The 20663-nt window shown below is 66.4% G+C and carries 20 protein-coding genes, 1 other RNA gene and 1 pseudogene; 17 read left to right on the forward strand and 5 right to left on the reverse strand.

Annotated elements, in window-relative coordinates:
- The first annotated feature begins 79 nt into the window (after positions 1–79).
- Entirely contained in the window at positions 80–985 is a 906-nt protein-coding gene (locus ACCQ10_RS03690) for a LysR family transcriptional regulator (RefSeq protein ID WP_372362258.1), read from the forward strand.
- Between the two features lie 112 nt (positions 986–1097).
- Here the strand turns inward: ACCQ10_RS03690 and ACCQ10_RS03695 are convergent, their stop codons facing one another.
- Positions 1098–1961 (reverse strand): endonuclease/exonuclease/phosphatase family protein, encoded by an 864-nt coding sequence (locus ACCQ10_RS03695; RefSeq protein WP_372362259.1) that lies wholly within the window; start codon positions 1959–1961, stop codon positions 1098–1100.
- Positions 1962–2143: 182 nt separating this feature from the next.
- On the opposite strand from ACCQ10_RS03695, the gene ACCQ10_RS03700 reads away from it, so the two are divergent.
- From ACCQ10_RS03700 to gnd, 8 genes are all read left to right on the forward strand, one after another.
- Positions 2144–3199, forward strand: a complete 1056-nt coding sequence (locus tag ACCQ10_RS03700; protein WP_372362260.1) for a bifunctional nicotinamide-nucleotide adenylyltransferase/Nudix hydroxylase — start codon at positions 2144–2146, stop codon at positions 3197–3199.
- 125 nt (positions 3200–3324) lie between these two features.
- Entirely contained in the window at positions 3325–4728 is a 1404-nt protein-coding gene (locus ACCQ10_RS03705; RefSeq protein ID WP_372362261.1) for a nicotinate phosphoribosyltransferase, read from the forward strand.
- 22 nt (positions 4729–4750) lie between these two features.
- Entirely contained in the window at positions 4751–5866 is a 1116-nt protein-coding gene (locus ACCQ10_RS03710; RefSeq protein WP_372363047.1) for a radical SAM protein, read from the forward strand.
- Positions 5859–6923 (forward strand): DNA methyltransferase, encoded by a 1065-nt coding sequence (locus ACCQ10_RS03715; protein WP_372362262.1) that lies wholly within the window; start codon positions 5859–5861, stop codon positions 6921–6923. Before ACCQ10_RS03710 ends, ACCQ10_RS03715 begins: the two co-directional genes overlap by 8 nt.
- A gap of 73 nt (positions 6924–6996) precedes the next feature.
- Complete coding sequence (locus tag ACCQ10_RS03720) at positions 6997–7776, forward strand: DUF2242 domain-containing protein (RefSeq protein WP_372362263.1); 780 nt, start codon at positions 6997–6999, stop codon at positions 7774–7776.
- Positions 7777–7901: 125 nt separating this feature from the next.
- Positions 7902–8282: a glycine zipper 2TM domain-containing protein gene (locus ACCQ10_RS03725; protein ID WP_047697156.1), complete on the forward strand. Its 381-nt coding sequence runs from the start codon at positions 7902–7904 to the stop codon at positions 8280–8282.
- A 130-nt stretch (positions 8283–8412) separates the two neighbouring features.
- Entirely contained in the window at positions 8413–9750 is a 1338-nt protein-coding gene (locus ACCQ10_RS03730; protein WP_372362264.1) for a hypothetical protein, read from the forward strand.
- Between the two features lie 20 nt (positions 9751–9770).
- Positions 9771–10715 carry a phosphogluconate dehydrogenase (NAD(+)-dependent, decarboxylating) gene (gene gnd / locus ACCQ10_RS03735; RefSeq protein WP_372362265.1) on the forward strand — a complete coding sequence of 315 codons (945 nt, stop codon included), beginning with the start codon at positions 9771–9773 and terminating at the stop codon, positions 10713–10715.
- Between the two features lie 399 nt (positions 10716–11114).
- Here gnd and ACCQ10_RS03740 read toward each other — a convergent pair whose 3' ends face one another.
- On the reverse strand, positions 11115–12173 hold the full coding sequence (locus ACCQ10_RS03740; RefSeq protein WP_372362266.1) for an oxidoreductase: 1059 nt from the start codon (positions 12171–12173) through the stop codon (positions 11115–11117).
- Between the two features lie 149 nt (positions 12174–12322).
- Between ACCQ10_RS03740 and ACCQ10_RS03745 the strand changes: the two genes are divergently transcribed.
- The 5 genes from ACCQ10_RS03745 to folK all read left to right on the forward strand — a co-directional run bounded on the left by ACCQ10_RS03745 (position 12323) and on the right by folK (position 17359).
- Positions 12323–12712 (forward strand): BON domain-containing protein, encoded by a 390-nt coding sequence (locus tag ACCQ10_RS03745; protein ID WP_047697150.1) that lies wholly within the window; start codon positions 12323–12325, stop codon positions 12710–12712.
- A 287-nt stretch (positions 12713–12999) separates the two neighbouring features.
- Entirely contained in the window at positions 13000–14811 is a 1812-nt protein-coding gene (locus ACCQ10_RS03750) for a sensor histidine kinase (protein WP_372362267.1), read from the forward strand.
- Positions 14808–15248: a response regulator gene (locus tag ACCQ10_RS03755; RefSeq protein WP_039404375.1), complete on the forward strand. Its 441-nt coding sequence runs from the start codon at positions 14808–14810 to the stop codon at positions 15246–15248. Before ACCQ10_RS03750 ends, ACCQ10_RS03755 begins: the two co-directional genes overlap by 4 nt.
- A gap of 3 nt (positions 15249–15251) precedes the next feature.
- The gene (locus ACCQ10_RS03760) at positions 15252–16754 is read left to right on the forward strand and encodes an ATP-binding response regulator (protein WP_372362268.1); all 1503 of its coding nucleotides are present in this window, start codon (positions 15252–15254) and stop codon (positions 16752–16754) included.
- A gap of 89 nt (positions 16755–16843) precedes the next feature.
- Positions 16844–17359, forward strand: coding sequence for a 2-amino-4-hydroxy-6-hydroxymethyldihydropteridine diphosphokinase (gene folK, locus ACCQ10_RS03765; protein WP_372362269.1), 516 nt, complete (start codon positions 16844–16846; stop codon positions 17357–17359).
- Positions 17360–17492: 133 nt separating this feature from the next.
- On the opposite strand, the gene ACCQ10_RS03770 is transcribed toward folK, so the two are convergent.
- Positions 17493–17568, reverse strand: a non-coding RNA gene (locus ACCQ10_RS03770) — sX9 sRNA.
- Between the two features lie 52 nt (positions 17569–17620).
- Positions 17621–18358, reverse strand: a complete 738-nt coding sequence (locus tag ACCQ10_RS03775; protein ID WP_372362270.1) for a pteridine reductase — start codon at positions 18356–18358, stop codon at positions 17621–17623.
- Between ACCQ10_RS03775 and ACCQ10_RS03780 the strand changes: the two genes are divergently transcribed.
- Both ACCQ10_RS03780 and ACCQ10_RS03785 read left to right on the forward strand, forming a co-directional pair.
- Positions 18357–19610, forward strand: coding sequence for a class I SAM-dependent methyltransferase (locus ACCQ10_RS03780; protein WP_184389875.1), 1254 nt, complete (start codon positions 18357–18359; stop codon positions 19608–19610). The genes ACCQ10_RS03775 and ACCQ10_RS03780 overlap by 2 nt on opposite strands.
- Positions 19598–20011, forward strand: coding sequence for a VanZ family protein (locus tag ACCQ10_RS03785; protein ID WP_372362271.1), 414 nt, complete (start codon positions 19598–19600; stop codon positions 20009–20011). The genes ACCQ10_RS03780 and ACCQ10_RS03785 overlap by 13 nt, the downstream gene beginning before the upstream one ends.
- Positions 20012–20107: 96 nt before the next feature.
- Here ACCQ10_RS03785 and ACCQ10_RS03790 read toward each other — a convergent pair whose 3' ends face one another.
- Complete coding sequence (locus ACCQ10_RS03790) at positions 20108–20416, reverse strand: hypothetical protein (protein WP_372362272.1); 309 nt, start codon at positions 20414–20416, stop codon at positions 20108–20110.
- On the opposite strand from ACCQ10_RS03790, the pseudogene ACCQ10_RS03795 reads away from it, so the two are divergent.
- Positions 20394–20638 (forward strand): annotated as a pseudogene (locus tag ACCQ10_RS03795) (hypothetical protein); the annotation flags it as partial. The gene ACCQ10_RS03790 and the pseudogene ACCQ10_RS03795 sit on opposite strands and share 23 nt — an antisense overlap.
- Positions 20639–20663: the final 25 nt, after the last annotated feature.

The following is a 20663-nucleotide window of genomic DNA, read 5'->3' on the forward strand; positions in this document are numbered from 1 at the left end:
GATCCGGCGGCGGTGGCGACACGGCAAGCTGTCTTTGTTTGAGGCAGACTTCGTCCACGCCGAAGGCTGTGGGTGCGCAATGCAAGTGGAGTTCGTCGATCTGCGGATCTTCGTGGCGGTGGCCGAGACCGGCAGCATCACCGCCGGTGCCGACCGCGTGGCGCTGTCGCTGGCCGCCGCCAGCGCCCGTATCCGCGCACTGGAGCTGCAGGTCGGCGCGGCGCTGTTCGAGCGTGGCCGGCGTGGCGTCACCCTTACCGCTGCCGGCCAGGTCTTGCTGCGCCACGCCCGCACGCTGGCCCGGCAAGCGCAGGCGATGCGTACCGAACTGGGCGATTACGGCGCGGGCGGGCAGGTCAGCCTGCGGCTGGCCGCCAATACGGCGGCGCTGTCGGAATGGCTGCCCGAATGCGTGGCCGACTTCCTGCTGGCGCATCCACGGGTGGACCTGACCCTGGCCGAATGGGGCAGCGAGGAGGCCGCCGATGCAGTGCGCGAGGAGCGCGCGGATCTGGCGGTCGTCGCCGGGCATGCGGATTTCACTGGCCTGCAGCGGCGACCATTGCGCCATGATCGCCTGGTCGTGGCGGTTGCGGCCGGCCACTCGCTTGCCGGCGCGACCGCGCTGCGGCTGGCCGATCTCACCGACATGCAGTTGCTGGCGTTATCGGTGGACAACGCCCTGCAGCGCCATTTGCGCACCCATCTGGCACGGGCGGGCGTGCACCTTCGTATCCGCGCGCGTGTTCCGGGGATCGAAACGCTGTGCCGCATGTTGGCGCGCGGCATCGGCGTGGCCATCGTGCCGCGCGCCGCGCTGGCGTGCTCCAGCGTCAGCCAGCAGCTGGTGGCCGTGCCGCTGGACGAACCCTGGGCGCGGCGCGAGCTGTCCATCGTGTGGCGCGACAGGCCCTCGGCGATCCTGCAGGCCTTGCTGGAATGGTTGCAGGCAAGCGCGGCGCAGGCAGGGATTCAGCCGCCGTAAGCGAGCGTGCTGACCATCAACCAACCAACCAACCAACCAACCAACCAGCCAATCAACTAATCAACTAATCAACTAATCAACTAATCGACCGGCCAATCCCGCGTGAGTGCGCTCAGCGCGGCCAGGCGAACTCGGCGAGCACCGGATAGTGGTCTGACGGCAACACGCCGCCGGGGCGGTCATCCAGCGTGACGAAGTGCGTTGGCGTCAGCCCGCGGAACAGGATCCAGTCGATGCGCCGGGTCGGGTGAGTGGTGAAATCCTGGAAGGTCTTTTCCGGTCCGCTGCGTTTTGACGCCTTTGCGCGTGCATCGCCCAGCACGGCAGTCAGCGTGGGGTAGGTGATCTTGTCGGGGTCGCTGTTGAAGTCGCCGGTCAGCACCACCGGGATCTCGCTCGGAAGCTGCGCGATGCGCGACAGGATCAGCTGCGCGCTGCGTTCGCGCGCGGGTTCGTCTTCGTCTCGATAGGGGAAGTGCGTGTTGAACAGGTAGAAGCGACGCTTGTCGCTGCGCCGTTCGAACAATGCCCAGGTCACCATGCGCGGCAGCACGTTGCCCCAGGTGATGCTGGCGGGGACCTCTGGCGTGTCGGAGAGCCAGAAATTGCCGGATTCCACGACATCGAGCTTGCGCGCGTCGTAGAACACGCCCATGTGTTCGTCGCTGTCATCGCCGCGTCGCCCCTGGCCGAACCAGCGATAGTTGGGCAGCTGTGCAGCCAGGTAGTTGGCCTGCCCGCTCACCAGCTCCTGCGTCCCGAACACATCCGGATGCGTCTGCCTGATCAAGGCGACCATTGCGCTGCGACGCACCTGCCAGCGCTTGTCGCCCTCGGTGTCGGCAGGAACCCGCACGTTGAACGACATCACGCGCAACGGTGCAATGGCCGGTGCGGCCAGTGCCGGCAAGGCGATGCACAGCAGGGCGATGGCAAGGAGGCAGCGCGTCAGTGCGCGTGTGATCGGACGTGGCATGCAGGCAGATTCCCGAAGAAACAAGACGCCAAGTCTAGCCAGCAATGATGACGGCCGTGACAGCGCGGCGGTGGGGTCCGTCGCTGCCACTGCACGCTTGACGTCCCTGCGCAACGGCGTAGCATTTGTTGCAGGCCTGCGGATAGACCGCTGGCCTCACCACTCAACCGTGAGGGATTCTCATGGCAGCACCGTACGACTATCTCGTGTTTATCGGGCGTTTCGAGCCCTTTCATAACGGCCATGCCGCCGTCGCCCGCCACGCGCTGGGCAAGGTGCGCAAGCTCATCGTGTTGATCGGCTCGGCCGACACCCCTCGCACCATCCGCAATCCATGGACCGTCGCCGAACGTGCGGTGATGATCGAGTCTGCGTTGCCGGGTGAGAGCGAGCGGTTGATCCTGCGGCCGCTGCGCGACCATCTGTACAACGAAAGCCTGTGGATTGCCGAGGTGCAGCGTCAGGTTGCCGAGGCCGTGCAAGCCGATGGCGGCACGCCGGATGCGCGTATCGGGTTGATCGGCATGGACAAGGATGCCAGCAGCTATTACCTGCGTGAGTTTCCGCAGTGGCCGCTGGAAGATGCGCAGCACACCGCCACCCTCTCGGCCACCGAATTACGCCGTTATCTGTTCGAGGCCGGCGACATCGGGTTTCATGGCGGGCTGTTGATGCTGCGTGGCAACGTGCCCGCGCCGGTGTACGACATGCTGGAGGCGTTCCGGCGCAACTCGCCCAGTTATGCGCAGCTGGTGGCCGAATACCGCTTCATCGAGCAGTACCGTGCCGCGTGGAAGGATGCGCCGTATGCGCCGACCTTCGTGACCACCGATGCGGTGGTCGTGCATTCGGGGCATGTGCTGCTGGTGCGGCGTCGTGCCGAACCGGGCAAGGGCCTGTGGGCGCTGCCGGGCGGTTTCATCGCTCAGGACGAAGGCCTGCTGGAAAGCTGCTTGCGCGAGCTGCGCGAAGAGACCCGGCTCAAGGTGCCGGTGCCGGTGCTGAAGGGCTCCCTGCGCGGCCGCCAGGTATTCGACCATCCCGAGCGCAGTCTGCGCGGGCGCACCATCACCCACGCGTTCCACTTCGAATTTCCTGCGGGGGAGTTGCCCGCGGTGCGTGGCGGCGACGATGCCGACAAGGCGCGCTGGATTCCGATCGCCGAAGTGATGGCGATGGGACCGCGGCTGTACGAAGACCACCTGCATATTCTTGAATTTTTCCTGGGCCGTGGCTGAGGGCACTGCCATCGCCTGCGTGCTGCCGCCGACCGACGTCGACACGGTGCGATGGGCTCGCCTGATCCACGACCTCCCACCGGCGGACAGACCGCTGGTTTACCCGACGCGAAGGAGCTTCCGTCATGCATTACCTCGATAACCTGCTGCTCAACACCGACAGCTACAAGGCCAGCCACTGGCTGCAATATCCGCCCGGCACCGATGCCTCGTTTTTCTATGTCGAATCGCGCGGTGGCGTGTACGACCAGACAGTGTTCTTCGGGTTGCAGTCGATCCTGAAGGAAGCGATCAACCGGCCGGTGACGCATGCCGATATCGACGATGCGAAAGCATTGCTGGCCGCGCATGGCGAACCGTTCAACGAAACCGGCTGGCGCGACATCGTCGACCGGCTGGGCGGACAACTGCCGATCCGCATCCGCGCGGTGCCCGAGGGCGCGGTGGTGCCCACCCACAATGTGTTGATGACCATCGAGTCCACCGACGCCAAGGCGTTCTGGGTGCCCTCGTATCTGGAAACCCTGTTGTTGCGCGTGTGGTACCCGGTGACGGTGGCCACGGTGAGCTGGCAGGTCAAGCAGACCGTGCGCGATTACCTGGAGCGTACCAGCGACGATCCGGAAGGGCAGCTGCCATTCAAGCTGCATGATTTCGGTGCGCGTGGCGTGTCCAGCCTGGGCTCGGCTGCATTGGGCGGTGCCGCGCATCTGGTGAATTTTCTCGGCACCGACACCTTGTCGGCGTTGCTGCTGGCACGTGCGCATTACCACACGCCGGTGGCCGGCTATTCGATCCCGGCAGCCGAGCACAGCACCATCACCAGCTGGGGCCGCGAGCGCGAGGTGGACGCGTATCGCAACATGCTGACGCAGTTCGCACGCCCGGGATCGATCGTGGCGGTGGTGTCGGACAGCTACGACATCTACCGCGCCATTCGCGAACATTGGGGCACGACCCTGCGCGAGGAAATCATCGCATCGGGCGCAACGGTGGTGATCCGTCCGGACTCCGGCGACCCGGTGGACGTGGTCGAGCAGTGCCTGGTGCTGCTGGACGAAGCCTTCGGTCATCAGGTCAACGGCAAGGGCTACAAGGTGCTCAACCACGTGCGCGTGATCCAGGGCGATGGCATCAACCCGAGCTCGCTGCGCGCGATTCTGGAGCGCATCACTGCCGCCGGCTATGCCGCCGACAATGTTGCCTTCGGCATGGGCGGGGCGCTGCTGCAGAAGGTGGACCGCGACACGCAGAAGTTTGCATTGAAGTGTTCGGCGGTGCGTGTGGATGGACAGTGGATCGATGTCTACAAGGACCCGATCACCGACCAGGGCAAGCAGAGCAAGCGTGGGCGGCTGACCTTGCTGCGCGACCGTCGCGACGGCAGCTATCGCAGTGCGTTGCTCGATGAAGTGGCTGCCCATGCCGAGAGCGAGGACGCCTTGGTGACGGTGTGGGAAAACGGCGTGATGCAGCAGGAGTGGACGCTGGAGCAGGTGCGCGCGCGTGCCGACGCTGCACGCCGTTGATGGCCTGCCGGCGGGCATGAGCATGCCCGCCTGCAGCGATGCGGGTTCTGCATTGCCCCCCTCGGCACTGCTGGCGCAGCTGCGCGCCGTAGCACCGAGCCTGCAGCAGCGCGTGCCGCTGGAAGACGACGCCGGCCGCTGGCACCGGCTGCAGATCGGCGCACGGCGCTTGCGCGCGGCATTGCCGATCACGTTCACCCCGTATGCGTCGGTGCGGCCCTGTTCGGCACGCTGCGGGTTCTGTTCGGAAAACCTGCGCCAGCACGGCAGTGGCCCGGCGGCCTCGATGCTGCGCCCGGGGCCCGCCTATTTCAGGCAGCTGCGTGAGGTGTTGCAGCTGCTGCACGCAGTGCCGTTGTCCTATTCGTTGTCCGGTCTGGAAATGACCGACGACCCGGACTGGTTGCAGACCCTGCTGCAGACCTTGTCGACCGCCGCCGAGGGTCCGCAGGTCGAGCAGCGCGTGCTGTACAGCAACGGCGCCGGTCTGGCGCGCACGCATGGCGGCCGCCTGCTCGAGGCACTGCTGCAGTTCGGCCTGTCGTGGATCGAGCTGTCGCGCCACCATCCAGTGCAGGCGCGCAACGATGCGATCATGCGTTTCCGCCCCGGCGAGCCGGTTGCCGATGCGGGCGTCTTCCTGCAGACCGCCCGCCGCTTGGCTGCGCGTCTGCCGGTACGCCTGGTCTGCATCGTGCAACGCGGCGGTGTGTGCAGTGCCGATGATGTTGCGCAGTACATCGACTGGGCACGCAGCTGTGGTGCGCAGCAGGTGATCTTCCGTGAGCTGTCGCGGCTGGACGATGCGTATCGCAGCAATGGCACCTGGCGCTACATCGCACAGCATCGCGTCGGGGTGGAGCCATTGCTGGCCGATTGCATGCAACAGCCGTGGTGGTCGCGCTGGCAGCTCGACAGCATGACCGAAGGGTATTACTTCTGGAATGTGCGCCTGCGCAGCGCGGACGGCATGCAGGTGGTATTCGAAAGCGCCGACTATGCCGCGATGCATGCGCGTCACGCCACCGGGGATGTGTACAAGCTGGTGTTCTTTGCCAATGGGCGCCTGTGCGCAGGTTGGGACCCGGACGCAGATGTATTGTGGGACGCCGCCGGGGCGGAAGCGCGCGATGGATGAGTTCGATCAGCGCAGTTGGTGGACGCCGGCGGCGGACGATGCGGCCTGGGCCTTGCCCGATGATCTACGGGCAGCCGATCCACTCAACGGGCGCGATTGCGGATGGGTCAACCAGATGCGGCCGTTCGTGCGCCATTTCAGCCAGCCGGGCGAGCAGGTGTTCGACCCGTTCTGCGGGTTTGGCAGCACCTTGCTGGCGGCGGCTTTCGAAGGTCGCGCTACCCACGGCATGGAGATCGATGCCGGGCGCGCTCAGCTGGCCCGCACGCGCCTGCAACGGCACGGGGTGACGGTGCCGATCGTGGTCGGCAGCGTGGTGCACACCGCGCCGGCGGCAGCGATCGATCTATGCCTGACCAACGTGCCGTACTTCGGTTGTCAGTGGCGCGGGCAGACAGTGCCGGGCCAGCTGTACGCCAGTGCCGACTACGCCAGCTATCTCGCGGGAATACGCGCCGTATTCCACGCGCTACGGCAGCGAATGCGGCCAGGTGCATTCGGCGTGGCCATGGTCCAGAACGTGCGCGTTGGCGGGCGCTTGCTGCCGCAGGCGTGGGATCTGGGGCGGCTGCTGGGCAGCCTGTTCACACTGCACGAGGAGCGCGTGCTGTGCTACCAGCGCCCGGCCGATGCGCTGTCCCACGCGTGCACCGACAGCAACCGCAGCCACGAGTACGCACTGATCTTCCAGCGCTGCCATACCCGGATGGACCTGCAGCAGGCGGCACAACTGCTACAGGCGGTGCAGGCGCTGGGCCTGCCGGTGGTGTTGCACGGCAGTTACGCGCGCTGGTTGCAGTCGCCGACGCTGGTGCCGGACGGCCCGGCGGACCTGGATCTGATGCTGGCTGCCGAGCAGCCGCTCTGGGACCGCCTGACCAGCTGGCTGCAGGCGCAGGGCTTCAGCCTGAGCCTGTGGGGCGAGCCGTGCCGCGCACCTGTGCCGTTGGCGGCGGTGCGCGCGCATCACTACCTGCGTGCCGAGCGCATCGGTGCCGACGGCAGCCGCCTGCAGATGGACCTGCAGCTGCCTGCGGATGAACCGCCGGTGCCCTGAGCCGGCAACGCGACGCCGCGCGCACATGGCGTGCGGCTATGCTCTGACCGGTTTTGGATGATGGAATCTCCCAATGTCTTGCACTTCCCTGATCGCGCGTGGCGCGCTGCTCGGCGCGCTGGCAACCCTGGCCGGCTGCGGTGGCAGCAAGGGCGACACGATGCTGATGCGCGAGTCGTTCAATTCCGATGACACCTATTCGCGCAGTGTGGCGGCCAGTTCGCCACAGGCCTGCGAAGCCGCACGCCGCGTGTTGCTGAGCCAGGGCTACGCGGTCACGCGCGCCGACGCCGCAGCGGTGGAGGGCAGCAAGAATTTCCAGCTGAAGGAAGCCGAGCAGAGCGAGCAGCTCAATCTGCGCATTTCCTGCGCAACCCAGGATGGCGGCAAGGCGCAGGTGTTCGTCAGTGCGCTGCAGGACCGCTACGCGCTGAAGAAGAGCTCCACGTCGGCCAGCGTGGGCGTCGGCGTGCTCGGCTCGTTGTCGTTGCCGGTGGGCAGTAGTGGCGACTCGCTGGTGCGCGTCTCCAGCACCACGGTGCAGGACGCAGCCTTTTACAAGCGGTTTTTCGAGCGTCTGAACTCCTATCTGCCCAAGGTGACCGACGTGGCGCCCGCCGCAACGAGCGCTGCGCCGGCACCGACACCTGTGGCCCCGCACCCGCCCGCGCCGGTGCCTGCAGCGGCATCCACCGCTGCGCCGGCGGTCGGCACGCCAGCTGCCGCAGCCACGCCGCCGGCCGCATCCAGCACCGTGGCGCAGCCGCCGGTTGCACCGTTGCCGGTGGAAGCGCAGGACCCGCCGCCGGCGCCGGTCGATGGGCCACAGAGCGAGCCCGCCAAGCAGCCGTGATGGCGCGGTTCACGCACCGCTCCAAAGACTGAATAGCGGCGCGTGCGCTTCACGTCGTGTTCTCGACGCAGCGAACAGAGTGCAGCCATGACTCGCCGAATGGGCGAGAACGATGGAGACCGACGATGAAGATGCGTAATTCCTTGCTGGGTATGTCCCTGATCGGCCTGATGGCGACGAGCACGTTTGCACAGGCGCAGAACTACTCGCATCAGCAGCGGTATTCCGAGGCAGACGAAGGCCGCAAATTCTCCGACGGCACGCGCGTGCGCTGCCGTAACGTGGAAGTGCAGAAGAACTCGACCGACCCCAATCGCATCGGCGGTACCGTTGCCGGCGCCGCGATCGGCGGGCTGCTCGGCAATCAGGTCGGCGGCGGCAACGGCAAGAAGCTGGCCACGGTGGCCGGTGCAGTGGCCGGTGGCGCGGCAGGCCGCACCATCCAGGGCAATCGCCAGCAGGCCAATGGCAACCGCCAGGTCGAGCGCGTCTGCGAACGTCGCTAAGCCGGATGCGGTGACTGTCACAAGCCCCGGCCCTGCCGGGGCTTTCTTTATTGCCAAGGCGGCTGCGTGCTGCCCAGTCGACCGCTGACCGATGCGCGCCTTCCGGATCTGCACACTGCAACACCTGCTGATGCGACATGCAACGCGAGGTCGCGTTGCTGCAGTGGTGTGCGCCTTTGCCGTGTTGGTTGCGCAGATGCAGCAGGTTGCTGGCGCAGCGCCCAGTGCGGCCGCAACCGCGGCCACTGCTGACTGCGTGGAAGCGCTGCTCCGCCGGCTGGGCTGGAGGATCGAGCGCGCCGCCGTATCTGCACCGGTCATCGAGCGCGGTGCGCCGTGCACGCGCGGCTCGCTTGCGCAGGCGCATGCTGCCGGCGACCTGACGTTGACCGTGCCGGCTGCCTGGGATGCGCAACAGCGCAGCGCGTCGATGACGGCGTTGCTGGATGACAGCGCCACCCAGTGTGCATACGCGTTCGAGGTCGGTGCGGCAACGCGTCGCGCCGTAAGCCAGTTGCAGGACAATCCGGGGTATCGGTTTTCTGCGCTGCAGCTGGGCTGGATCGGCTTCGGTTGGCGCGGTGCGGCCGCGCAAGGGTGGAGCGGCTTTCGCAGTCTCGGCCGCGGCTATCAGCCGCGAGGCAGCAACGCACAGGCACTGGATGCGTTCTACCGGGGGCGGGTGCGCTCTGAATGCGGCGTGGGGCGGCAGGTTGCCCAGCTCGCCACCCAGCGCGAGTTGTACGGCGACGCGGGTTTCGACCAGGTGTTTACGCCTGGCGAGTTGTCGATCGGCACCTTCCTGACCTTGCACGACACCGACAGCATTCTGCTCGGCGCACATGCCGGCGATTTTTTTGCCGACGGCAAGGCGGTAAAGACCTCGCAACTCGGGCGGCAGGCCTTCGTCGGTGCGCCGGGTTTCATCGCGCATGTGTTCGACAAGGCGTTTCTGGACGACATCCACAATCAGGCCGAAAACTTCGTGGTGGTGGATGTCGGCGATGCCGCCGCGCAAGCCCTGGCGCAGCACGGGGGCTTTGCGCATTACGACGCGCTCAACCGCCAGATCTGGGAGCTGGCTCAGCCGTTGCGTGGACCGGGCAAGCGGCGTTTCGAGCGCCTGCTGTACGAGCGCGATGCGCAGCTGCGCGCCACCCTGGATGCGCAGCAGCAGGCACGGCTGCACCAGCTGCAGACGCTGCTGGACGACCCGTTCTATCAGGGGTTCCTGGTTTATGTGCATCCCAAGGGCGTCAAGCCGATCGGTTACCACGTGGCGCGCCTTCTCGATCGCAACCCGCGCACGCCGTATGCGATCGACCTGACCCTGCACAATCTGCGCACCACCTTGTATTGGCGATGGATCGACTGGCAGCTGCAACAGTGCGCTGGGCACATTGCCACGGAACAATCCATTGAGGATTCCGCGACGCCGGCGTACGCCGGCCGTGGCACCCTGCACTGATCAGATCACGAGGAGTCGTTATGGAACTGGGTATGGTGGGTTTGGGCCGCATGGGTGCCAACATGGCCGAGCGTCTGGTGCACGGCGGACACGTTGTGCATGGGTACGATCCGGGCGCGGCCGCACGCAGCAGTGCGCAGGCCAAGGGGATCGTGACGGCCGATGCGCTGGCATCGCTGGTGGCAGCGCTGCCCAGCCCGCGCGTGGTGTGGCTGATGGTGCCGGCCGGCAAGATCGTCGACGACACCTTGGCGCAGCTGCTGCCGTTGCTGCAGGCCGGTGACATCGTCATCGATGGCGGCAATTCGTATTACAAGGATTCGCAGCGGCGTGCGGCGCAGTTGCAGGCCAGTGGCATCGCGTTTGTCGATTGCGGCACCAGCGGCGGCATCTGGGGCCTGCAGGAAGGCTACAGCCTGATGGTTGGGGGCGAGGAAGCGGCGGTGACCACGCTGCACCCGATCCTGGCCACGTTGGCACCTGCGCACGACAAGGGCTGGGGCCGGGTGGGCCCGAGCGGCGCGGGTCATTTCACCAAGATGGTCCACAACGGCATCGAGTACGGAATGATGCAGGCCTATGCCGAAGGCTTTGCGTTGATGCAGCACAAGAGCGATTTTGCGCTGGACCTGCACCAGGTGTCGGAGATCTGGCGCGACGGTAGCGTGGTGCGCTCGTGGCTGCTGGATCTGACCGCCGACGCGTTACGCCACAACCCCACCATGGCCGGTATCGCGCCGTTCGTGGCCGATTCGGGCGAAGGTCGCTGGACGGTGGCCGAGGCGATCGATCTGGAAGTCTCTGCACCGATCATCACCCTGTCGTTGATGGAGCGGCTGCGTTCGCGCGACAAGGATTCGTTCACCGACAAGTTGCTGGCGGCGATGCGCAACCAGTTTGGTGGGCATGCGGTGATGACCACCACCACCACCGCAGCGCCGACGATCGGCAGCAAGGACGCATAAGCGCGATCCGTCAGACGGCCACGCGTGCCTTGCGGCAGGCGTGGCCGTCGGGTTGGGGCGGTGTGCTGTCAGGGTCATGCGTGTTGCGCGAAAGCTCACGCCAAGCCGTCTGTGGCAAGCATGCGGTTCGCCGCAGGTTCGAACAGCGCAGCGCTCAGGCGTATTGGCTGCACCGACGGATCGCGTAGTCCGACGTCACGCGCTTTCCGGGCAGCCGCGTGCCCGCTGGCGATGCAGGCGCTGTTCGATCACGATCGGTGGCGCTGCATCGTCGTCGTCCGCGCGGCCTGCGCAACACAGGCTCATCATCGCCGGATGCTTTTGCGGACCGACAGCGCACGCTCGCATGTTGATGCGCGTGCTATGTGGGCCGCGCGCACCGTGTAGTTGATCGTGGCCTTACAGGCCGCGCGCGCCATCCAGCCACTGCACCTGGCCGCTGGCGGCACCGCGCTGTGCCAGCTCCAGCAAGTGGATGAGCAGCACCGCGTCGGCGCCGCCCACCGGTGCCGGGCCAGTGCCGGCCAGCGCATCGCGGAAGGCGGCATAGCACTGGCGGTAATCGCCCGGCAGGTTTTCGGGTTGATGGCTGTGCACACGCCCTTCGTCGTCGATGCGGGTGAGCGTGCCCGGCAGCGGGTCCACCCCCCAGCCCACCGTGCCCGGACGGCGTCCGGCACGTAGCTGGTCTTCCTGCGTGTCCAAACCATGCTTGAGATAGCTGCCACGCGTGCCATGCACGGCGAAGCGCAGGCCGTTGTCGGCCACCAGCGAGCCGGCATGCAGGATCACGCGCAGCCGCGGGTAATGCAGGGTGACGTGGAAATAATCATCGCTGCGCGCCTGGCTGCGCTGGCGCTGCAGGTCCGCAGCGATGGCCTGCGGCGTGCCGAACAATTGCAGGGCCTGGTCCAGCAGATGCGGGCCCAGGTCGTACCACAGGCCTGCACCGGGAGCGTCGCTTTCGCGCCAGCGGTCGCGTACCTGCGGGCGGTAGCGATCGAAGTGCGAATGGAATTCCACCACCTCACCCACCTGGCCTTCTTCGATCAGGCGGCGCACGGTGAGAAAGTCCGCGTCCCAGCGGCGGTTCTGGAACACGCTGATGACGCGCCCGGCCTTGGCGGCCGCATCGACCATGGCGCGTGCCTGCGTGGCGTCGAGTGCGAATGGCTTGTCCACCAGCACATGCTTGCCTGCGGCCAGGGCCTGCAGCGCGAACGGCGCGTGGGTCTGGTTGGGCGTGGCAAGGACGACCGCGTCGAGCGCAGGGTCGGACAATGCACTGTCGAGGTCGGCAACCACGGTGACGTCGGGGTAGTCGGCTTGCACTTGTTGCGGCTTGGACGACACCACGCTATGCAACCGCAGGCCAGGCGTGCTGGCGATCAGCGGGGCGTGGAAGGTGTGGCCCACATAGCCGTAGCCGACGACGGCCAGATTGAACGGTTTAGGCATTGAAAACGGTTCATCGCAACGACGGAGGAAGCCGGCATGGTATTGCACACGCCTGTGTGCGCCGGGTTCACAACCTCTGCATGTTGCGGTCACGTCTGCTCGACGAGCGCCACCGCAAGCTCCACGCACATTCAACAGGAGCGTCTCGGATGAAGAACATGATGCATGCACGCAAGCTGCTGGCAGTGGCGCTGTCGCTCGGCCTGACCCTGGGCGCCTCGCAGGCGTTCGCCGCACCGCAGGACATGGGTGCGCACAAGGACCACGCCACCAAGGACCACGCTGCCGACAACATCAACGAGTCCAAGAAGCCGGTGACCGACACCTGGATCACCACCAAGGTGAAGGCCGACCTGCTCGCTACCGACAATGTGTCGGGCACCGACGTCAAGGTCGAGACCAAGAACGGCATCGTGACCCTGACCGGCACGGTGGCCACCCAGGCCGAGCACGACAAGGCTGTGGCTGTCGCCAAGGGCATCGAAGGCGTCAAGAGCGTCAAGTCGACCGGCCTGAAGGTCACCGCTGCGAAGAAGTAAGCGCAGCCGCTGCGAATGCCGGGCCGGCCGAGGCGAGGCGGCGGGACCGAGCACCAGGCGCACTCCCCAGGAGTGCGCCTTTTTTGTTGCCGTACTGCCGGCGTCGGGGACGCCGCAGCGCGACCGGATGCTCTCGTGGTTTTCACATTTGCTGCACGTATGATATGCCCATTCAGCTATGTCATGACGGTATCTGATTTGCTGAATCGTTAATCTCGTTCGGGGCGCAATCGGAGACAATGCCGGCTGGTCCCGGGCACACGCAGCGAGCGAAGACAGACCTGGTAATGCAGACAACGGTCCAAGCAGACAGATGGGATCGCTGGCGCCTGCCTTCATTGGCGGCGGCCGTGTGCCTGATCGTCGTGGTGCCGTCGTTGCTGTTGCAGCGGATGGCGCACAACGCCAATCAGGCGGCGGTGTGGGTGTCGCACAGCCAGGACGTGCAGGAAAACGCGCAGCGCCTGGAAGCGGCGATGCGCAATGCCGAGTCGGCTGCACTGATGCGCTCGCACGGCGTCGAGCGTCCGGCGCTGCTGGAGCGCATGCGCCGTGGGCGCAGCGAAGCCTTCGCTGCGGTGCAGCGTCTGATCGAACTGACCAAGGACAATCCCGCGCAGCAGGTGCGCATGGGGCGGATCCAGAGCACGATCGAGCGGCGGATGGTGCTGGCCGAGCGCATCGCGGTGACCACCTCGCCGGAGCAGATCCGCGCGCTGATCAACGAGATGACGCTGAGCAACCCGATCCGCGTGCTGATCGACGAGGTGCAGGTCGCCGAGGGACGCTTGCTGACCTTGCGCAATGCGCGCGCCGAGACCGAGCGCCTGCATTACGCAGTGTTGAGCTGGGCCGCGCTGGCGGTGCAGCTGCTGTTGCTGGCCACGGTGATCTGGCTGCTGCAGCGGCAGATCCGTCGCCGCCTGGCGGCCGAGCAGGAATACCTGCGCGCCAACGGCCGTGCCAGTTCGGTGCTGCAGACCGTGCGCGAGCCGATCGTGTTGCTGGATGCCAGCCAGCGCATCGTGCTGCACAACCCGGCCTTCGCCGAGCTGTATGGCCTGGAGGATCGCGGCAACGAATTGATGGCGTTGGACGAGGTGGGCGAGGGCGCGTGGCGCGATCCGCAGATCCACCAGCGGCTGGCCGATGTGTTGCTGCGCGGCCGCGAGCTGTGGGATTTCGAGCATGAGCAGTGCGGCGCCGATGGCGTGTTGCGCACCATGCTGATCAACGCGCGGCGCATGCCGTTGCCCGACACCGCCGAAGAGGACGTGGTGCTGATGACGGTCAGCGATATCAGCCTGCAGAAGGCGTCGCAGCTGCGCATCCAGGAGCTCAACCGGCAGATGGAAGGCAAGGTGGAGCAGGTCTCGGAGGTCAACCGCGAGCTGGAAGCCTTCAGCTATTCGGTCTCGCACGACCTGCGCGCGCCGTTGCGGCACGTGGCCGGTTTCTCGGACAAGCTGGCGCGCCACCTGGGCGATGCAGCCGACGAAAAATCGCGCCATTACATGGAAGTGATCAGCTCCTCGGCGCGGCGCATGGCCTCGCTGATCGACGACCTGCTGGTGTATTCGCGCCTGGGCCGCAGTGCGTTGCGGCTGCAGGCGGTGGACATGCAATCGCTGGTCGCCGAAACCCGCGCGATCCTGGATTCCAACCTGCAGAGCGAGAATACCGGCCACCGTGTGGACTGGCAGATTGCGCCGCTGCCGGTGCTGGTGGCCGACGAAAACATGATGCGTCAGCTATGGATGAACCTGCTGGGCAACGCCGTCAAATACAGCGCCAAGCGCGAGGTGGCCAAGATCGAGGTCACCTATACGCCGATGGCCGATGGCGGCCATCAGTTCAGCGTGCGCGACAACGGTGCCGGCTTCGACATGGAGTACAGCGCCAAGCTGTTCGGCGTGTTCCAGCGGTTGCACAAGGCCAGCGAGTACGCCGGCACCGGCATCGGTCTGGCCAGCGTGCGGCGCGTGCTGACGCGCCATGGCGGCCGCATCTGGGCCGAAGGCATCGTCGATGAAGGTGCCACGTTTTATTTCGTGCTTCCCCCTGCGCTCGAAGCGCCCAACCAAGAGTTCACCGAATGACCGCCATTCGTACCATTCTTCTGGCAGAAGACAGCCCGGCCGATGCGGAAATGGCGGTCGACGCCTTGCGCGAAGCCCGTCTGGCCAACCCCATCGTGCACGTCGAGGACGGCGTGGAAGCGATGGATTACCTGCTGCGCCGTGGCGCCTTCGCCGATCGTGAGGAAGGCCTGCCGGCGGTGTTGCTGCTGGACATCAAGATGCCGCGCCTGGATGGGCTGGAAGTGCTCAAGCAGGTGCGCAGCGACGAGACGCTCAAGCGCCTGCCGGTGGTGATCCTGTCGTCTTCGCGCGAAGAGAGCGACCTGGCGCGCAGCTGGGACCTGGGCGTCAATGCCTATGTGGTCAAGCCGGTGGATGTCGACCAGTTCTTCAACGCGGTCAAGACGCTCGGGACCTTCTGGGCGGTGATCAACCAGGCACCGGAGCTGGACTGAGCCATGCCGCATGAGGGTGGCAATCTGGAGCAGCTGAAGATCCTTCTGGTGGAAGATTCACCGGAAGATGCCGAGCTGTTGTCCGATCAGTTGCTCGATGCCGGCATCGATGCGGCGTTCGAGCGCGTGGACAGCGAGCCCTCGCTGCGGAGCGCGCTGGATACGTTCCAGCCGGACATCGTGCTGTCGGACCTGAGCATGCCGGGGTTTTCCGGTCACCAGGCGCTGCGGTTGGTGCGCCAGAACGGCGCCACCCCCTTCATCTTCGTCTCCGGCACCATGGGCGAGGAGACCGCGGTCAAGGCGCTGCAGGATGGCGCCAACGACTACATCATCAAGCACAACCCCACGCGATTGCCGAGTGCGGTGGTGCGCGCGATCCGCGAGGCGCGCGCCGATCTGGAACGCCAGCGCGTGGAGAGCGAGTTGATGCGCGCGCAACGTCTGGAAAGCCTGGCGATGCTGGCGGCCGGCCTGAGCCACGATCTGCGCAACATCCTGCAGCCGTTGCTGATCGTGCCCGACCTGCTGGCCGGGCGCACCGACGACCCGCAGTTGCGGCAGCTGGCCAATGTGGTGGCCGAGTGCGGCCGGCGCGGCCACGAGATGGCCGAGTCGATGCTCTCGTTCGTGCGCGGCTCCAACAAGCCGCGCGAGCAGGTGTCCATCGCCAACCTGTTCCAGGCCGTGCAGATGCTGCTCAAGAGCAGCCTGCCCGACGGGGTGCGCCTGCAGATGGACAGCATCGCCTCGGACCTGACCATCGAAGCCAACTACACCGAGTTGCAGCAGTGCCTGCTCAATCTGGGCCTGAATGCGATCCAGGCGATGCCCGGCGGCGGCACCCTGATTCTGGCGGCCGATCAGCACGATGCCACGCGCGTGCGCATGAGCGTGGCCGATACCGGCGTGGGCATGAGCGACGAAACCCGCGCTCGCCTGTTCAGCCCGTTCTTCACCACCAAGGCCGATGGCACCGGGCTTGGCCTGATCTCGTGCAAGCGCATCGTGGAAAGCTACGGCGGCAACATCCAGGTCGACAGCCGCCTGGGCGAGGGCACGCGCTTCGACATGATCGTGCCGATGCGTGCGGCGGCAGTCGTGGCGGTCGAGGCCGACCCGCCGCTTGCGCTGGGCCACGGGCAGCGCATCCTGTTGGTGGATGGCGAGGCCACGCGCCTGTCGCTGCTGGGCAATGCCCTGTCCAGTCAGGGCTATCAGCCGCAGCTGGCCACCGATGGCGCTGCCGCGCTGCAGCTGGTGCAGCAGCACGCCATGCCGGATCTGGTGATCATCGACAGCGACATCATCCTGCTGTCTGCGGTAAGCGTGCTGCTGAGCATGCAGGAGTTGGGATATCAGGGCCCGGCAATCGTGCTGGAAGACATGGGCGCGCCGTTGCAGCGCGTGCACTTTCCGCCGGATATCCCGGTGCATGTGTTGCGCAAGCCGCTGGAGATGCGCCGCGTGTTCCGTGCCGTGGCGCACGCGCTCGAAGTGGCCTGAGGCCGCATCGGTCCGCTGCGTGGGTGCCGGATCACCGCCGGCATGCCGCAACAGTTGACGCTGACGCCGGCCGCATGCGCGAATACCGCATGACCACCGTGCTTCTCAGCCTCGGCAGCAATGTCCAGCCGACCCATTACCTGCGCTTGGCCGTGGCGGCCTTGCGCGCGCGCTTTGGCCCGCTCGCGGTATCCCCGGCGTATCGCACGCCGGCCGTGGGCTTCGACGGGCCGGATTTCGTCAACAACGCCGTGGCGCTGCAGACCGATCTGGAGCTGCATGCGCTCGATCACTGGTTGCATGCGCTGGAAGACGCGCATGGCCGCGATCGCAGCGGGCCACGCTTCAGCGACCGTACCCTGGATGTGGACGTGGTGTTCTTCGGCGATTGCGTCATCGAAGGCCCGGGCCAGTTGCGCATCCCGCGCCCCGAGCTCAAGCACGCGTTCGTGCTGAAGCCGCTGGCCGACATCGCGCCGGACTTCGTCGATCCATTGAGCGGGCAGACGCTGGCCGCGCTCTGGCAGGCGCATGCGCAGTACGGCGCTGCCTTCACCACGGTGGACCTGGAGCCCGCAGCGGCGACGGCCGATATCGCGCAGTAGCGCCGCCGCCCGACCGGCGTCACTGCGCCACGGTGGTTGCGTGCAGCGCAGGGCGATCGCGTGGATGCGCTGTGACTGGCGAAGGTGGCCGGCGTCGCAGCCGCGCGTGCAGGCACGCAAGCCCCCCAAGAGCGGCCGACAAACCGTAGCAGGCAGTGTCAGGTGTGGGCCGGCCGGCGCGCAGGAACTGGCGCGTACGAGCGGCACATGCCGATTCCGGGCAGCGGCCGCGCGCGCCTGGCAGCCGTGGCGCTGGCCGCTTTAGCTGAGCTGGCGGCCGCCATCCACATGCAAGGTGTGGCCGGTGATGAAACCGGCGTCGTCCAGCAGCCAGCGCACGGCCTCGGCAATTTCTTCCGGCGTGCCGATGCGCGCCAGCGGGGTGCGTGCCAGCAGCGCCTGCTTGGCGTCGGAGGGCTTGCCTTCTTCCGGCCACAGGATCGCGCCGGGCGCCACCGCATTGACGCGCACCTGGGGCGCCAGCTCCAGCGCCAGCGAGCGGGTGAGCATCTCCAGTGCGCTCTTGGAGGCGCCATACAGGGGATGGTTGCGCATCGGCTGCTGCGCGTGCAGGTCGGTGAGGTTGACGATGGCGCCATGGTGCTGGCGCAGCTGCGCGGCAGCGGCCTGGGCAATGAAGAACGGCGCACGCGCATTGACCGCAAACAACGCGTCCCATTGCTCCGGCGTGGCCTCGCCCAGGGCGGTGGGAAAAAACGCCGAGGCGTTGTTGACCACCGCATCCAGGCGGCCGAACGCATCGATGCACTCGGCCACCAACTGCGCAGGGGCCTGTGGCAGGCGCAGATCCGCAGACAGTGCGTGCGCACTGCCGGCGCGTTGTGCGCGCAGTTCGGCCACGCGTGCGTCCAGCGCCTGGCCGGAGTGGTGCGCATGCAAGGCCACGCGGTAGCCGGCTGCGTGCAGCGTGGTGGCGATCTGTGCGCCGATGCGGCGGGCTGCACCGGTGATCAACACCACCTTGGAACTGTCTGTCATGGCGTACTCGCTCGGCGTTGCAGAGGGCTCGGCTATCCTGTGCATTGTCCCCGCAACCGGTGCCCGCATGCACGCCGACCTTCCCACTCCCGATTCGGACGCGCTGGCGCACAGCGACCAGTTGGCCGCGCACCTGCGCGCCGAAATCCAGGCCGCTGGGGGTGCGATTCCGTTCTCGCGCTTCATGGAGCTGGCGCTGTATGCGCCGGGCCTGGGCTATTACAGCGCCGGCGCTAGCAAGTTCGGCGAGGCTGGTGATTTTGTCACCGCACCCGAGCTTGGGCCGTTGTTTGCTGCCACCGTCTCCGGTGCGCTGGCCCCGGTGCTGCAGCAGCTCGGTCCGCAGGCGCGGGTGCTGGAAGTGGGGGGAGGCAGCGGCGCGTTTGCCGAAGTCACCCTCAAGCGGTTGCTGGAGCTGGATGCGCTACCCGAGCGCTACGCGATCCTGGAGCCCAGCGCCGACCTGCGCGAGCGGCAGCGCGAGCGCCTGGGCCGCAGCCTGATTCCGCCGGTGTTCGATCTGGTCGAGTGGCTGGATGCGCCGTTCCCCGACGATTGGGATGGCGTGCTGTTCGCCAACGAGGTGATCGATGCATTGCCGACGCCGCGGTTCGCGTTGCGCGATGGCGAGGTCTACGAGGAAACCGTGGTCCTGGACGCGCAGCAGCAGTTTGCACGTGGCGAGCAGCCGGCCGATGCGTTGTTGAGCGCGGCGGTGCGCCACCTCGAGCGCTACCTGCAACAGCCGTTTGCCGACGGGTACCGCTCCGAGTTGCTGCCGCAGCTGCCGTACTGGATCCAGGCGGTGGCCGGTGGTTTGAAACGCGGTGCAATGCTGTTTGTCGATTACGGTTATCCGCGCGGCGAGTTCTATCGTGCGCAGCGCGAAGACGGCACCTTGCGGGCGTTCTATCGCCATCGCATGCATGAAGACCTGTATCGCTGGCCAGGTCTGCAGGACCTGACGGCGTCGGTGGACTTCACCGCATTGGCCGAGGCCGGCACCGGCGCCGGTTTCGAGTTGGCCGGCTACTGCACTCAGGCGAGTTTCCTGCTGGGCAATGGGTTGGATGCCTTGCTGGCCCAGGCCGAGACGCGCACCGATGACGTGGGGCGCATGCGCCTGCGCGAGCAGATCAAGCGGCTGACCTTGCCCAGCGAGATGGGCGAGCGCTTCCAGGTGATGGGGTTCTCGCGCGATGTGGATTTCGCTCCTGCATTCCTGGCCGGCGATCTTACGTGGCGGCTGTGACCCCGGCGCTACTGCCGTTCCATCGGCCGCGCGTGTGGGTAGGATTGTGGGTCGCGGCCATCGGCGTTCTCATCGCGGTGTGCCTTGGGCCGCCGCCGGAATTTCCGGAGCTGCCGTCCAACAGCGACAAGGCCGAACATTTCCTAAGTTTTGCGCTGTTGTGCTGGGGGGCAGTGCAGTTGTTCGCAACGCGACGCGCGCTGTTGGTGGCGGCGTTCGGGTTGGTGCTGTTGGGGATCGGGATCGAGATTGCGCAGGGGGCACTGACCACCAATCGCAGTGCCGATCCCTATGACGCGCTGGCCGACACCTTGGGCATCCTGGCCGGGTTGTGCCTGACATGGACGCCGCTGCGCTTGGTGATGCTGCGAATGGATCAGCGTTTGTTTGGTGCACGCTGATTCTGCAAGACGGTATGGGCGGGGCCGCAGATTCATGGGGTGTCCTGCTGGCAGTGAGGGTGCGGCGCTTTCGACCATGCTTCAAGAGCCGGGGGATCACGATGCGCACAGCGCATGGGTCTCAACCTGATTGTTCACTACGGACAGATCAGGCGGAGAGCTGATCATCTGCGCCGTCGCTGCAGGGCCCTTGCCCGCCCACCATCGCGGGACACGCTGCAAGTACATCCGTGTAAGCTCCGTGGCGGCATCCATGCCGCCAAGGGTCCCGCGACGGTGGGCGGGCAAGGACCAGTCGAGATGGTCGGTGTGCAGAGCTATCAGCAGAGCAACCAGCAGAGCAACCAGCAAACCAACCAGCAAACCAACCAGCAAACCATGCGATGCGGTGTCTTCGCTCTTCAACAAAACCACCAGTCAACTGTCTGGCGTGGTGTCCTCGCCGATTGCGGGACCGTGTGGCGGCATGGATGCCGCCACCGAGCCTCCACGGACGGATTCACGGCGTGTCCCGCGAGCGGTGAGGGCGCCGCGCGCTCGACCAGACTTGAAGATCGCAAAGTGATCGCGATAGGCACAGTGCAGGCGTCTCGACCTGATTGCTCAAGACGGACAAATCAGGCGTAGAGCGAATGATCTGCGCCGTTGCTGC

The sequence above is a fragment of the Xanthomonas sp. NCPPB 1325 genome (assembly GCF_041477645.2).
GTDB lineage: Bacteria > Pseudomonadota > Gammaproteobacteria > Xanthomonadales > Xanthomonadaceae > Xanthomonas > Xanthomonas cannabis.